Origin of the sequence: Caballeronia sp. GAFFF2 (genome assembly GCF_023631485.1) — a bacterium.
Classification (GTDB): domain Bacteria; phylum Pseudomonadota; class Gammaproteobacteria; order Burkholderiales; family Burkholderiaceae; genus Caballeronia.
Genome location: NZ_JALQDA010000026.1, coordinates 23,068 through 37,060, shown reverse-complemented (window position 1 = coordinate 37,060; position 13,993 = coordinate 23,068). Strand labels below are relative to the sequence as shown.

General features: G+C 60.7%; 11 protein-coding genes and 2 pseudogenes. 4 read left to right on the top strand and 9 right to left on the bottom strand.

What is annotated here, in order from left to right; all coding sequences use genetic code 11:
- Positions 1-359 precede the first annotated feature (359 nt).
- Both NCT04_RS16450 and NCT04_RS16445 read right to left on the bottom strand, forming a co-directional pair.
- A complete protein-coding gene (locus tag NCT04_RS16450; RefSeq protein ID WP_250466560.1) occupies positions 360-725 on the bottom strand; it encodes a TetR family transcriptional regulator C-terminal domain-containing protein in 366 nt (121 codons plus the stop codon).
- Positions 726-760: 35 nt separating this feature from the next.
- The gene (locus NCT04_RS16445) at positions 761-1,537 is read right to left on the bottom strand and encodes an alpha/beta hydrolase (protein WP_250466559.1); all 777 of its coding nucleotides are present in this window, start codon (positions 1,535-1,537) and stop codon (positions 761-763) included.
- A 228-nt stretch (positions 1,538-1,765) separates the two neighbouring features.
- On the opposite strand from NCT04_RS16445, the gene NCT04_RS16440 reads away from it, so the two are divergent.
- Positions 1,766-1,999: a MerR family transcriptional regulator gene (locus tag NCT04_RS16440; RefSeq protein WP_284509368.1), complete on the top strand. Its 234-nt coding sequence runs from the start codon at positions 1,766-1,768 to the stop codon at positions 1,997-1,999.
- A 295-nt stretch (positions 2,000-2,294) separates the two neighbouring features.
- Here NCT04_RS16440 and NCT04_RS34705 read toward each other — a convergent pair.
- Both NCT04_RS34705 and NCT04_RS16430 read right to left on the bottom strand, forming a co-directional pair.
- Positions 2,295-2,986 (bottom strand): annotated as a pseudogene (locus NCT04_RS34705) (type 1 glutamine amidotransferase domain-containing protein).
- A 144-nt stretch (positions 2,987-3,130) separates the two neighbouring features.
- A complete protein-coding gene (locus tag NCT04_RS16430; protein ID WP_250466557.1) occupies positions 3,131-3,580 on the bottom strand; it encodes a MerR family transcriptional regulator in 450 nt (149 codons plus the stop codon).
- A 105-nt stretch (positions 3,581-3,685) separates the two neighbouring features.
- On the opposite strand from NCT04_RS16430, the gene NCT04_RS16425 reads away from it, so the two are divergent.
- Both NCT04_RS16425 and NCT04_RS16420 read left to right on the top strand, forming a co-directional pair.
- Positions 3,686-4,624: an SDR family oxidoreductase gene (locus NCT04_RS16425; protein ID WP_250466556.1), complete on the top strand. Its 939-nt coding sequence runs from the start codon at positions 3,686-3,688 to the stop codon at positions 4,622-4,624.
- A 157-nt stretch (positions 4,625-4,781) separates the two neighbouring features.
- Positions 4,782-5,618 carry an alpha/beta fold hydrolase gene (locus tag NCT04_RS16420; protein ID WP_250466554.1) on the top strand — a complete coding sequence of 279 codons (837 nt, stop codon included), beginning with the start codon at positions 4,782-4,784 and terminating at the stop codon, positions 5,616-5,618.
- Between the two features lie 62 nt (positions 5,619-5,680).
- Here NCT04_RS16420 and NCT04_RS16415 read toward each other — a convergent pair whose 3' ends face one another.
- The 5 genes from NCT04_RS16415 to NCT04_RS16395 form a co-directional block, all read right to left on the bottom strand.
- Positions 5,681-6,760 carry a saccharopine dehydrogenase family protein gene (locus tag NCT04_RS16415; RefSeq protein WP_250466552.1) on the bottom strand — a complete coding sequence of 360 codons (1,080 nt, stop codon included), beginning with the start codon at positions 6,758-6,760 and terminating at the stop codon, positions 5,681-5,683.
- Positions 6,741-7,271, bottom strand: coding sequence for a MerR family transcriptional regulator (locus NCT04_RS16410; protein WP_250466551.1), 531 nt, complete (start codon positions 7,269-7,271; stop codon positions 6,741-6,743). The genes NCT04_RS16415 and NCT04_RS16410 overlap by 20 nt, the downstream gene beginning before the upstream one ends.
- Positions 7,268-8,701, bottom strand: coding sequence for a coniferyl aldehyde dehydrogenase (locus NCT04_RS16405; protein ID WP_250466549.1), 1,434 nt, complete (start codon positions 8,699-8,701; stop codon positions 7,268-7,270). The genes NCT04_RS16410 and NCT04_RS16405 overlap by 4 nt, the downstream gene beginning before the upstream one ends.
- Before the next feature lie 31 nt (positions 8,702-8,732).
- Complete coding sequence (locus NCT04_RS16400) at positions 8,733-9,716, bottom strand: acetoacetate decarboxylase (ADC) (protein ID WP_250466547.1); 984 nt, start codon at positions 9,714-9,716, stop codon at positions 8,733-8,735.
- 489 nt (positions 9,717-10,205) lie between these two features.
- Positions 10,206-13,367 carry a HEAT repeat domain-containing protein gene (locus NCT04_RS16395; protein WP_250466564.1) on the bottom strand — a complete coding sequence of 1,054 codons (3,162 nt, stop codon included), beginning with the start codon at positions 13,365-13,367 and terminating at the stop codon, positions 10,206-10,208.
- Here NCT04_RS16395 and NCT04_RS16390 point away from each other — a divergent pair.
- A pseudogene (locus NCT04_RS16390) lies at positions 13,365-13,892 on the top strand (IS91 family transposase); the annotation flags it as partial. The gene NCT04_RS16395 and the pseudogene NCT04_RS16390 sit on opposite strands and share 3 nt — an antisense overlap.
- Positions 13,893-13,993: the final 101 nt, after the last annotated feature.

Sequence of the window (13,993 nt, the reverse complement as noted above, 5' to 3'; positions counted from 1 at the left end):
AAACAGAGCCAATCACACATCAAAAACCCGACATCTGTATTTAGCCGGCGGTACGACATTTCAATTTTGCTTTGACAAGCTTAGGAATACTATTGTCTACATGCTGCGTTGCTGAATTGAATCCGGAGCGTCACCCGACGGACCAGATCTGACTGAGTTCGGCCAGTTTCTGCCACTCGCTAGCCTTGAGTTCGCACCGTTGCAAGGTCCGTTGTAGCTCGGAGAGCAGTCGTTGAACGTAGGCGTAAGGCGGGATTAGGCATGCACTGCAGCAGACCCGATGGGTCTAGAGCTACCGGGGCCCCAACCGGTACGGCAATTTCACTCACTGATGTTTCATCTGAACGTCAATAGAAAGGTCAGATACTGAGAACGTAATCGGCCATCCGTTCGAGCGCCTTCCTCGAAGCGCCCCCTTTTGCCTGAACGGCCATGCCTTGCGATACCGCCATCACGAAGGATGCCAGGGTCGCGCTGTCCGCCGTGGCGAGCAGATCCTCTTCGCGTTGCGCGCGCTCCAGCCGCTGCCGGAGCGCCTGCTGCGAGGCAGCGCGGCGCCGCACGCATTCGCGGCGAATCGATTCCGCGTCGTCCGGACAGGCCAGCGCGCCGTTGATGCCGAGGCAGCCGAGGTGGGCCGAACTCAGCGTGTGAACGCTGGCGGAGCCGCGCGGGATGCGTTCCACGACCTTGCACGACGGCGGCTCGTTCAACGCGTCGGTCATGAAGCCCCGGTACCGGGTCTCATAGAATCGAGGCGTCAAACAATGAGCGACGCGTTGCGCTCGATGAACGACAGGACGACGTCGGCCACTTCCTGCCAGCCAGGCTCATTGCAAATATAGTGGCTGCGCCCCTGGAAGCTTTGGAACTCAGTCACACTGTTTCGGTCCGCGTACGCCTTGAAGTTCTTCTCGGTCAAGTGGGCAGGCACGATCTGGTCTTCCTCGCCGCCGATCAGCAGCAACGGACCGTGCGCGGCATCGACGTCAACCTTGCCGTCCGGTCCCATGCAGCCCCGCAGCACGTTGCGACTGTCGTGTGTCGCCGTCGTCTCAAATTCGCGCGCAGCCTGCTCTTCGGTGAGAGTATTGGCGAAGGAGCCATGAAACGTCTTGGCATCCATTAAAATCGGTTCGTTCCCTTTCAGCGGGTTAGCGATGACGGTGCTGTTCTTGATGAACCCCCAGTCGAGGTCGACCATAGCGTTCGGCGCGACTGAATCAATAGCTATCCCTGCGGCAATCAAGCCGCGGTTGAGCAGGATCTGCGTGATGAGCCCCCCTACCGAATGACCGACCAAGATCGGCTTTTCGGATTCGGCGGAGACGACCCGTTCAATGACCGAAATTACGTCACTCAGCTTGAGATCGCCCAGGCCCTCAGGAGGATTCTCACGGAGCGCTCGCGGCTCGCCCTCGTGCAACGGCCAGGCAGGCGCAATGCATTCGTGGCCCTTGGACGTGACATAGGCAACCCACTTTTCCCAACTTTTAGGGTTCTGAAACATTCCGTGTACAAAAACGATTCTCGGCATGCTGAGCTCCTTACCTTTGCTTCAGTAAATGGACGTGACCGCGTGTTCGGCGAAAGCGGGCGAGCCGAGATGCCTTGCCTGGCCGTCGCATCGGCACCAACCCGTCAGCCGCGTCGGTCTGCGGGCGAGCGACGACCGTTCATGGTCCGTGACTGTGATGCGCGAGCCAAGGTACATCAAGACCGTAGACCACTATAGGATTAAAGCCCACTTCAAGGTCAACCTTATTTGAAAGGGTCGCTGAACCTAGGTGAACTTGCCCCGTTGTCGGGGCCTTCGGCGTCGCGCATCAGTTTTTATGAAACAAGCGGCCTGGACAGCGCTGTCGAGCGGACCTCGAATGGTTACCGCACTTTTCGCCCACAGCAGTATCCGTGCCTCGGAATTATTGAAAGTGCGCATCACGATGGCTTCTCCCTCGATCAGATCTGTCACCTGCTGCCGGTGAACTACGGCCAGTGAGGCGTTCGACACAGTGGCATAGACCGTCCATAATCCAACCATATGACCGCGCGGTATTTGAAGTCGCTTCAAGCATTGAACGAGAAAGGTCGGATGCCTGACCGTGCCTCTGTATGGGCAATTTTTGTTAGTCAGGCCGCACTGTAAGCCGCTGGCTGAAAGATGGCGGCTTTCCCGAAGCAGCAGTGAGTCTGGAATCGAACTGTAACTCTTCATTGGCGAAATGCGGAGGGGCGAAAGCGCTTCCCGTGAGGAAGCCGTCACGTACCTCGTAAGGGGTCTAACTGGCAACAGTTCATGAGGATTTCAATATCGCTACCACGTGCTCAGCGGTCGCCCTGGCCGACATGGGATTTTGCCCTGTCACGAGCCTGCCGTCGACAACGACATTCGAAACAAAAGGGAGCCATGCCTTTTCGTAGCGCGCGCCGCGCTGTCTCATCTCCTCCTCGGCGTTGTAGGGCATCTTCACAGCCACTCCTGTCAACACCTCTTCCCGCCACGAAAACCCCGTGATACGCCGCCCGGCTACCAGCAGCGAGCCGTCATCCAGCCGGGTATTCAGTAGCCCGCAATAGCCGTGGCAGACCGATGAAACGATGCCGCCGCGTTCATGGATGGTGCGGGTGATGCGCTGTAACTCCTCACTGCAGGGGAAGTCCCACATGACAGCATGTCCGCCGGTGAAGTAAATCGCGTCGAACTCCTCGGATTGATCTCATTCGGTCTTGTAGTGGATGACAGCAGCGCCATCCGCGCCGGATCGGCCAGCCAGTCCTTCACGGACGCGTCGGCGAGCGGCCACTTCAGCGAGCGAGGCTCCAGCGGCGATCGGCCACCCAGCGGACTCACGATGCGCTGCTCGTACCCATGGGCGGCAAAGACCTCCCACGCATGGGTGAGTTCCGATAGCCAGAGGCCGGTTGGCTGCGTCGAATCCTGGTAGTGAGCGACGTTGGTGACGACGTGAAGTATTCGCCTGGTCATGCGCAGTCTCCCGTGTGTGACGCGAACTAGGCCTGTGTGAAATGCCTCATCTCGTATACCTTCCAGTAAGGAACCGTGGATGAACTCTAACGTTCAATATAACTTCAATGTCAAGCGGTATGGGCACCTGGGTACGATCCCTCCCTAACGGCGGCGACGGGCCTTCGTGCTGGTCGGGGGCTTTTCGGCCTCCACCAGCCGCATTTCCGACAGAACACGCCGCGCGTTGGCCGCACAATCCATGTCCTGCGGCCTGGCTTCGATCTGCGCCATCAGTTCAACCAGTTGAGCCTTGCTTTGTGCAAGTTGTGCCTGCATGGTTTCGATGTCCTGCACCTTGCGGCGCAACGTGTCGAGCAGGGTGCCATGCTCCCAGTTGGCGAGGTCGCGAGGCAGTAGTGTGCGCAGTTCGTCCAGGCTGAAGCCCGCGTTCTGCCCGGTCGCGATCAGCTTGAGTATCAATACCGCATCGTCGCGGTAGCTGCGATAGCCGTTGATCTGGCGCTCGACCGATTTGAGCAGGCCAACGCGCTCGTAGAAACGGATGCGCGAGGTTGTCAGGCCGGTGCGCTCTGCAAGTTCTCCAATTTTCATGATCGAGGTGCTTCGAATGCCCACAGGGTTTGACCTTAAACATTACTTCAAAGTTAACCTTGAGTCCATCGCACCAACAGGTGCAATTTCATAAGGGTGGACTGCATGCAGACAATATTGGGGGCGAACGGTCAGATCGCCGTAGAACTGGCGCGGGAGCTAAAGCGCAAATACACCAGCGACGTGCGGCTCGTCAGCCGCAATCCGCGCAAGGTCAACGACACCGACACGCTGGTGTCCGCCAACCTTCTTGATGCGAAGCAGACCCTGGATGCGGTCAAGGGAAGCAGCATCGTCTACTTCACGGCCGGCCTGCCGCCAGACACGGCGCTATGGGAAGCGCAGTTCCCCACGATGCTGAAGAACGCCCTGGATGCCTGCCGCGTGGCGGGCGCGAGCTTCGCCTATTTCGATAACACCTACATGTATCCGCAGGATGCGCGGCTACTGACAGAGGAAGCGCCCTTTGCCCCGGTGGGCCGCAAGGGCAAGGTACGCGCGGCGATGGCCACGATGGTGCTCAAAGAAATGGCGCGTGGCGAGATCCCGGTGCTCATTGGCCGGGCGCCCGAATTCTATGGCCCAGGCAAGACGCAGAGCTTCACGAACGCGCTGGTCATCGAAAAACTCCAGGCCGGCAAGAAGCCGCGTGTCCCGGTGCGCGACGACACGCGGCGCACGCTCATCTGGACGCCCGACGCGAGCCGGGCGCTCGCGACCCTGGGCAATGCTCCCGATGCCTTTGGGCAGACCTGGCATCTGCCATGCAGCGACGACCGGCCGACGTACAAGCAGTTCGTCGTAATGGCCAGCCAGGTCTTTGGGCGCGAGCCCGACTATTCGGTTATCAGCAAGTGGACTCTGACCGCCGCCGGACTGTTCTCGAAGCAGGTGCGCGAGATCAGGGAATTGCTATCCCGCTACGAGCAGGACAACCTTTTTGATTCGACGAAGTTCAAGCGCCGTTTTCCAAAGTTCGATGTGACGACCTACCGGCAGGGTCTGGAGCTGATCCGTAAGGAGTGGTCGGGCGAGGCGGTGTGAGCATCACTTATCGCTTGACCTTGAACTACACTTCAAAGTTATGGTTTGAACGATGTCCTGATCAGGCGGATGCTGCTGGCACGGCTCTTTTTCCTCCGTGCAAGCCGCCGCTCGATCCTCACTTCAACCTGTAGCCAGCAAGCAAGGAGTCGAAATCATGACCTACGTTACGACCCAGGATGGGGTTCAGATCTTCTACAAGGACTGGGGCCCGAAGGATGCGCAGCCGCTGGTGTTCCATCATGGCTGGCCCCTGAGCGCGGATGACTGGGACGCCCAGATGCTGTTCTTCCTCGCACAGGGTTTCAGGGTCGTGGCGCACGATCGCCGTGGCCACGGCCGGTCGTCCCAGGTCAGCGAGGGGCACGACATGGACCACTACGCGGCGGATGCCTCGGCGGTTGTGGAGCACCTGGACCTGAAGAATGCCGTTCACATCGGCCACTCGACCGGGGGAGGCCAGGTCGCGCGTTACGTCGCGAAGTATGGCCAGCCCCAGGGCCGAGTGGCGAAGGCGGTGCTGGTCAGCTCGGTACCGCCGCTGATGGTCAAGACGGATAGCAACCCCGGCGGCACGCCGGTTGAGGTATTCGATGAATTCCGCGCAGCGCTCGCCGCCAACCGTTCGCAGTTCTATCTCGATGTTCCGACGGGGCCGTTCTATGGCTTCAACAGGGCCGGTGCGAAGATTTCAGAGGGCATCATCCAGAACTGGTGGCGCCAGGGCATGATGGGTAGTGCGATAGCCCACTACGAAGGCATCAAGGCTTTCTCGGAAACCGACCAGACTGCGGATCTGAAAGCGATCACGGTACCAACGCTTGTCATGCAGGGCGACGATGATCAGGTTGTTCCCTACAAGAACGCCGCGATCCTTCAGGACAAACTGCTCGCCCACAACACACTCAAGATCTATCCCGGCTACCCGCACGGCATGCATACGACCAACGCGGACGTGATCAACGCCGACCTGCTCGCGTTCATCCGCGCATAGCCTCCCGGTGGACAATCGGAAAGGTGATTGACAGCGCTTGGCGTCCGATTGGACCATTCAAACTAGACGACCCGCAGCAGCCCCGACCCCGGAAGGCGCATCACCAGATCGGTGCCCACCAGACTAGCTGGCGTGTAAGCGCAGCCTGCGGGTCGGGCCGCCGTCACATGTTCGACCACGGCCAGCGAGCCGGTGATGGTCAGACTATAGCCGTTGGCGGTGCGGATGCGTGCCGTCTTTTTCTCTCCGCGAGCATTGGTGACTTCCCCCCAGACGAAGGTGGGCATCTTTGCACGCTTTTCCTCGCTGGGACCCTTCACTGTCCTGGCAATGCGGGCCTTGATCAGCTTTTGCACCCACGGTAGTCCCAGCAACGGCCGGATATAGTTAGCACGCCTGGCGTTGGTGACCATGCGTGGCGAGCCGGGGATAAACACCTCGATGTTCGGAATGCCGGTGGTGTGCCAGGCGGTCGATACGTCGCCCCAGGGGATGGTCATCGCCTCTTTCTCTCCATCTCCGAAGTCGATGCGGCGCACCTTGTAGGCCAGTGGCACGGTGACGATCTTCCCGCCGCGGCGCACCTCGCCGCCCTGGGCCAGTCCCTCGACCGAGGTCTTGGCGGTGCCGGGCGAGAAGCCCGAGCGTGAGTCAAAGCCCAGCGCGAGATGCGTGGCATCCGGTAGCGCCGCTTTCAGCGCTGCGGCCACGCAGTCGGTTGGAATAACGTCGAAGCCCACGCCGGGGCACAGCACCACACCGGCGTCCCGTGCGCGGGCATCGAGCGACTGCGCGTGCTCGAATACAGCGATCTCGCCGGTGATGTCCAGATAATGCGCGCCGGCGCGCAGGCAGGCTTCCATCATCGGCGCTGCGGTCGCCGAGAACGGGCCGGCGCAGTTCAGCACCAGCGCATGGCCCTGGATTTGCCCCGTCAGCGCCGCTACGTCATCGAGGCCGAACGCACGTGCCTCGAGCCCCATCGTGCGCGCCAGATCCTCGACGCTTTCGCGCCTTCGCCCCGACAGTACGGGCTTGAGCCCTCGCCGCGCCGCTTCGCGGGCGATAAGCTCGCCGGTGTAGCCGTTCGCGCCATAGATTATCCAGCGCTTGCGCTCGGGACTAATGCTTTGCCTGCTCATTGCATCGCTCCTGTTCAGAAGGTGAACCGCGGTCTGACGGGGGAACCGTCATGGCCTGCCTGAGGCCGGGCGGCTCAGACCGGGGTTGGCCGGCTGCCTCTGTCTGGGCGCTCAGTTGCATTTCTGATAGCACGCGCCGGGCATTCGCGGCACAATCCATGTCGGCAGGTTTGGCGTCAATCTGGGCCAGCAGCGCGAGCAGGTGCGCTTTATTCTCGGCAAGCTGCACTTGCAATACTCCGATGTCCTGCACCTTGCGGCGCAGGGTGCCGATCAGGTCGCCATGTTTCCAGCCGGCCAGCTCGTCAGGCAGTAGCGCGCGGAGCTCGTCCAGGCGGAAGCCTGCTTTCTGCGCGGTCGTAATCAAATGGAGCACGAGAACCGCATCTTCGGGATAGCTGCGGTAGCCGTTGGCCTGCCGCTCCACCACCTTCAGCAGGCCAATGCGCTCGTAGAAGCGGATACGCGACGGCGCGAGGCTCGTGCGCAGGGCGAGTTCTCCGATCTTCATGGCGATGACGCCTTGTTTTTCCCCAACGTGAGCGAGACGGCCATGTCGGCGAGCCTGCCGAAGGGCGCATGCAGCAGACCGGGGAAGTTCCAGCGGCCCTGCACAAAGACGCCCTTGGCGTGGCTCATCGCCCGGAAACCCTCGATGCCGTGGTAGGCCCCCATGCCGCTCGGGCCGACGCCGCCAAAGGGCAAATCATCCTGCGCCACGTGAATCAGGGTGTTGTTGATGCCGACGCTCCCGGATGTGGTGTGCGCCAGAAGCCTGGCGCAATCGCGGTCTTCGGCGCCAAAGTAATAGAGCGCAAGCGGGCGGGGTCGCGCGCTTACATAGGCGATGGCCTCGTCGAGGGTGCCGTAAGTACGCACCGGCAGGATAGGGCCGAAAATCTCCTCCTGCATGAGGGGCGTTTCATCGCCCGCATTGACGACGAGCGTCGGCACCAGGGTGCGCTCGCGCCCGGGCATGTTGGCAGGGCATTCGCCCACCTCGATCACGCGGGCGCCATTGCGGCGCGCGTCGTCGACCAGCGCGCACAGCCTGTCGTAGTGACGATCGCTGACGATGGTCGTGTAGTCGCGGCTAGCCGGACCAGCCGGGTAAAAGCGATGAACCGTGGCGGTGTACCGGGCGATAAAAGCTTCCAGGTCTTCCCTGTGCACCATGGCGAAATCCGGCGCCACGCAGGTCTGGCCGGCGTTGGACAGCTTGCCGTACACCAGGCTTTGCACGGCGCGGTCGTTGACATGGCCACGCGCCACGATGGCCGGACTCTTGCCACCCAGCTCCAGGGTCACGGGCACCAGATTGTCGCTGGCAGCGCGCATTACTTTGCGACCGACCTGCGTGCTACCCGTGAACAGCAAATGGTCAAATGGCAGTGCACTAAACGCGGCACCGACCTCTGGGCCGCCCAGCACCACGGCCACCTCATCTTCCGCGAAAGCCCCGGCCAGCATATGGCGGAGCGCCTCGCTGGTGCGCGGGGTCAGCTCCGAAGGCTTGAGCATGGCGCGGTTGCCTGCGGCCAACGCGGTTGCCAGCGGCACCAGCGTGAGGGAGACGGGGTAGTTCCACGGCGCCATCACGCCCACGACGCCCAGCGGCTGGTATTCGACCCAGGCGCGCGCCGCGCGGTAAAAGAAATGCACGTGGCGGCGCTCGCGCTTCATGAAGCGGCGCAAGTGGCTGGAGAGATAGTCGATGGCCTGGATGACGCAGGACAGCTCCATGATGTCGGTCTCATGGCGCGAACGGTTGCCGAAATCGGCGCTTACCGCATCCTTGATTGCTTCGCGGTGCGCAAGCACGGCGGCACGTAGCCGGGCGAGCCGGGCCTTGCGCAACGCCAGGTCCGGCGGGCCATCGTGGAGGAATGCGTTGCGCTGCCGGATAAGCAGGTCGGCCATGCGAGTGTAGTTTTCAGTCATACGCTCTCTCCCGGTTTCTGGACGACGGCTGTTAATGCCCGGCGTCGGATTTGAGCAGCTGGGGTACGTACAGCGCAGCCTGGAACTCGGGCACGTACTCGTACTTGACCATCTTGCCCAGCTTCAGCGACGCGATGAAGCGCGAGAGGCTGCCGTCCGTCAGCGTCAGCTTCACGGCATTCGCGCTGGACGTGCTGGCGTGCCGCAGCTGTCGGGAGGTGGTGTAGCCGGTAGTCAACCGCCCGTGCGGGTCGATGTTCGTGAAGCCGTTGGTCACCAGGGTTTCCTTGATGGAAGAAACATCGAGCTTTCGTGTCTGAAGCGTGACGTCGAGCGCCTGGGTTTGGCCGTCGAAGATCTTGACGACGACGTCGTTCTCGCCCTCGCTGTATTCGATGCGCGTGAGCCACTTAGGCAGGTTGTAGCCAACCACGCCGCGCACCCGCGCCAGTTCGGTATCGACGGGCAGCTTCAGCACATAGCCCCAGAAATCGTCGGAAAACGATTGGCCCATCAAGGAGAACGGCCCCCAGTTCGACGAACCGGGTTTGTTGGTGACGACGGATAGGCCGATCTCGTTGTAGCTGTCGTTGTCACAGTAGTGGTAGGCGTAAGCGGTCAACGCAACCACGCCTCTGCCCGGCCACACCTGCAGCGGCTGCACCTGCTCCAGCACCTTGGGTGGCATCAACTCCCGCAGCCGTGCGAGATCGGCGGTGAAGATGGCCGTTACACGGCTGTTCTCGTAATAGAAGTTCGGCGACCAGCTCTCAAAGCCGATGTCCACCTTATCCTTGGTGATGCCCCTGAACCAGCTCAGGTCGGTGGCCGGCGACTCGGCGGCGATGACGGAAAGCGGCGGCCTGGAGCGAAAGCGATCATAAAGCCCGCCTTTTACCACGGGGACATCGTGGCTACCGATCTTGATCACAACAGTTTCGGCAGCCGCCGGAGCGGCCGTGGCTGGGGCCGGCAGGGAGGAGTCGACAAAGGGGGGCAGCGACGTGCTTTTCATGCTCTTGCCTCGACGGTGAAATGGCATCGCCGCTTAGCGTAAGCTTTAAGCTAACTTCAAGGTCAAGCCTCTCGGGCCACTTCATGCGTCATGGAGCACGCCGCGTCGACAATTTGCCGCCAACCACACCTGTTGAACGACCGCCCTTGGGCAATGTGAAGGCCCGCGCAGGGTCGAGTACGGAAGTTCGCCGGTAAAAGCGATCCGTTGCGAGGCGCCTCCGGCGGACTTCCGAATCCGGCCATGAGGCGCCATTCGCGGTTTGCACCGTTGACACTTTCGAATGTCGGCTTCAACGCCGGCATCTGACTTTGGATCGCATCCGCCACCGATCACAAATCAGCAACTTTTCGTCGGCGCGGAGCTGGAGACGGTCTGGATCGGCTTCGACGGAATTGAATGCGAGTAACGCGGCGTTGTGCTGACGCGTAGCGAGCGCGGGCCGTTCTAGGCGACTAGGCTCGTCGCACAAGATCGTAACGCGCCGCCTCACGCCGCTTTGGCGGCCTTGGTCGATTTCATCGGAATCTTTTCGATCCGCGCAAGGAATTCCGAGTGACCGCAAGTCCAGAACGGCGGCGCGCCCCGGAGAAAACGTGACCACTTGATCTCGGGCGGCAACAGGTCGCTAAACGACAGGTTCGCTTTATGCAGATAGCTGAAAAACAGATATACGTATTCGAGTAGCCATGAATCGTCCGCCTTCTGGACCCAGCCTTGCACCATCTTGCGAATTTCTGGATCGCCGAGAATGCGCAGGCGTGCGTCATCATCGGCGGCGCCGTCGCGAATCCAGCCCAGGAAGTCGTCGCCGCAGAGGCCCAGGACGCGGCTATGCAATTCGTTGGCCTTCGTGAGATACAGGAGCGCCTGACGAAACGACGCGAAGCGGTCGTCGTTGCCCATGTTGAAGCTCGCGTCGAGCGCGCCGTACCGTACGCGCCACCACGGGTCTTTTAGGAGTTCCATCAGGAGCGGCCGGTTCTCGTCCGCGCTTGTCAGAATTTCAGACAGCGCGGATGACACGCTCTCCGTCACGTGCCAGAGCGGATGAGACAAGAGCACGCGAATGATCCGGATGGCCGTGCGCCGATCCGGCGATGAAGGGACAGCAAGCACATTCGCGAGCAACTCCAGCGCGCGCGGCAACGACGTGTACGCGCCATTTAGTTGCTTGCGATAAGCGTCATCCTGCAGCAGGCCACGCAGTTCATCGTGCTCCTTCACAAACTTTCTGCCCAGCAATAACCGGCGTTCTTCATTGACGCTCAAGTGTTCGTTTGCACGTTGACGCAGTGACGCCGGGACATGTTCACCGTCGCAAAGCGATTCCTTGTCGGACGCGACCACATACTGCAGATCGAGAAAATCGGATTCGTGATACTTCCAGCGGGACTTGCGTAGCTTCTCCGGCACGAACAGCGAGGGATCGTTTCCGGTACCGATCGCATACGACAACAGCAGTTCCGACGCGATCATGCGATCGACGGAAGACTCGCTGTTGCCGAACAGCGCGATGATCGCTGGGTCGAAGTGGCCTAGCCCGTCCACGTAGGGTTTGGCGGTTCGCCAAATAAACTTCAGCGCGTACCCTGCGATTTCCCGCTTGTAAGCCACGATATCGCGATCCGTGCCCACAGCCGGCGCGTCGAAATCCATCATTGCGCGGATGTCGCGTTCCACGATCGCGCGCATGCTCGCCTTCTCCCAACCCGCTGCGTAGGCTTCGCCGACATCGTGACGGAAAACGATATCCGAATCGCGGACCAATTCCACGAGTGCGGCATCCCAGCCGTCCCACCCCGTTACGTGAAAGCTAATCATTGTCTCTATGACGCCAGTGTAGAGACCTGTCACATAGACGCGCGATCGGAGCAGGGCGAGCAGGTCGTCCGGCACGATCTGCCTGAGCGCGGTGACGGCGCGCGCGTCCTTAGGCCGATTCACGGCGAAGTCGATCGCCCGGGCAATGCGTACCGACGAGCCGGCGAGCTTCTGATGAGCGTTGCCGAGCCGCTGCCAACGATCGGCCATGACGGTACGCAAGGCGAGCGCGGCCGAGATTTCTTGCGCGTCGAGCAGATGCTCGATGCCGTGAGCCTCGACATATTGCGTGGCGCAATCAGTGGCGCCTGAGCGGAGGCCGGTGATCGTATGCTTGCACAACTCGGCCCAGATAGTGGCGATCGCGGCTGTCAGCTGTTCCTTCTCGATATGTTTGTGAACGATATTGGCGAGCCAGTAATGGGAGAAATTGAGCTTCACGTCCGCGTCGATGTAGGAGTGCTCCCTGAGCAGCTTATTTCCTTCGTGTTCGCGACTGGACTCGTCGTTGGCAAACAGGCTGTGCAGCGCATTGAGCCCTTCGTAAAACTGATGATTCGACGGGCCGTAGATCGGACTGCTGTCCCAGACTTCAATCCACGCCTGGGTGGCGGCTCCGCTGTTCTGCTGACATCCTTCGCGCAGGACGTCGAGCATCGTGAGAAATTCGCGGGGCGTTTGAGTGCCCCGTCGCGTGGCAATCAGCGCTAGCAAGCCGTAGCCGACTTTTCTTGCGTCGGGCGGCCGAAAGACGTCGGCGTTCGGCGTCATGCGGTCGAAGCAATGCTCAAGCAAGATAAGTTTGCGGTTGATCATCTCTTCGAAAAAGCTTTTGGGGCCATTCGGCAACTCGGCATCCGGATGATCGCGCCATTTAATGAGCCGTTCGCGCAGTTCCTTCTGCTGCTCGTCCGATCCTTCACCGCTCATGCTCAGCAGCCCGCTCGCCACGATGAAATAGCCTTCGGATGCCTTCCACAGCGCTTCCCTGAACGCTTGCGTATTTAGATTGACGTGGTACTTCATCTCGAGCGCGTCGAGCCGGGCCTTAATATAGGCACGGATGTCGGCCTCGTTCTCCTTGCGGGCCTCGACCTGACTATCTAAGTCGTGGGGCTCGCGTTCGTCCAGCGTTACCCCGAGACAACGGATCGGGCGCTCCCGCAGTAGCCGGCGAAGCCTGATCCGATTGGCAGTGCCATCGACGGTTCGCAGCAGCATGATCAGCACGACACGCTCAGGCCAGGGCCAAGGCAAATAATGTTCGATCTGCTCGATGAGGTTCTCTTCATATACAATCAGTTCGTCGATCCCGTCGAGCAGCAGGATCACTGGGTGCCCGCGCTGACCGCCGCATTTTCGGCATGCGTTTAAAAGATGCTTGAACAGTTCCTTTGCGTCCGACGGCGTGGACGAGTCGGCCGTCAACCCCAGCCGGTCACGCGTGCAGGCATAGAGTTGCTGGATGACATCAGTGACGTCGCTGCTCAGAGCGTGGTATTCGTTACGTGCGGGTGCGTATTTCCTCGCGAACGCCCAGCCGTCCACCAACAATATGGCGCCGTCCGATTTTCCTTCTCGCGCAGCCTTCCAACTTAGCTGGCCAGCTTTTCGCTGCTGGGTCATCCACTCGTCTGCGGTCTTCAGCCAGTTCAACGCAAGTGCGGTCTTTCCCCAGCCCGCCGGGGCTTCAAGCATGATGACGCCACCCGCGTCCCTGATCTCGTCGATCTGACGGAGGATATGCCCGGTGAACCATTTCCTGCCCGTGAACTCCTGCATGCGGTAAGTGACGGAACCGGATACAGAACTCAACGAGGCAAGCACGTCTGGATAATCCGGGCCAGGTGGCTCGCACCAATGTACGCATCCGAGTGGGTCGTGTATGCCAAACGCCCGTTTGCGGGACCCAAAGCAGTGCTCGCCTACCTGTCGCGTTACACCCACCGCGTCGCGATCTCCAACCAGCGCCTAGTCGCGCTCGACCAACACGGCGTTACCTTCCGCTGGAAGGACTACCGCGTGAATGGACGCACCCGCAACAAGACCATGACCCTCGGAACAGATGAGTTCACGCGTCGCTTCCTTTTGCATGTGCTGCCTGGCGGTTTCCACCGCATTCGCCATTACGGCCTGCTCGCGAACCCCTCGCGGCGCGCGAATCTTGCGAAGATACGCGAGTTGCTGGGCGCACCGTCTGCCACTATCGGCAGCAGTGCCAACGACATCGCTACAGTCGAAGCGTCGCCGACCTTCGTTTGCCGGCACTGTGGTTCGCCGATGATCATCATCGACATACTCCAGCGCAGCAGACCTATTCGAGCACCACCGGTCGAGCGAGCACACGCATGAATGCCATTGCGTCAGAATTCACACATCAACTGTCGGCTCTTCGGCAAAGAGAGCCCATAGGAGACGCTTGTGCCTACGACTCCAAACAGGCAGTCTGTTGC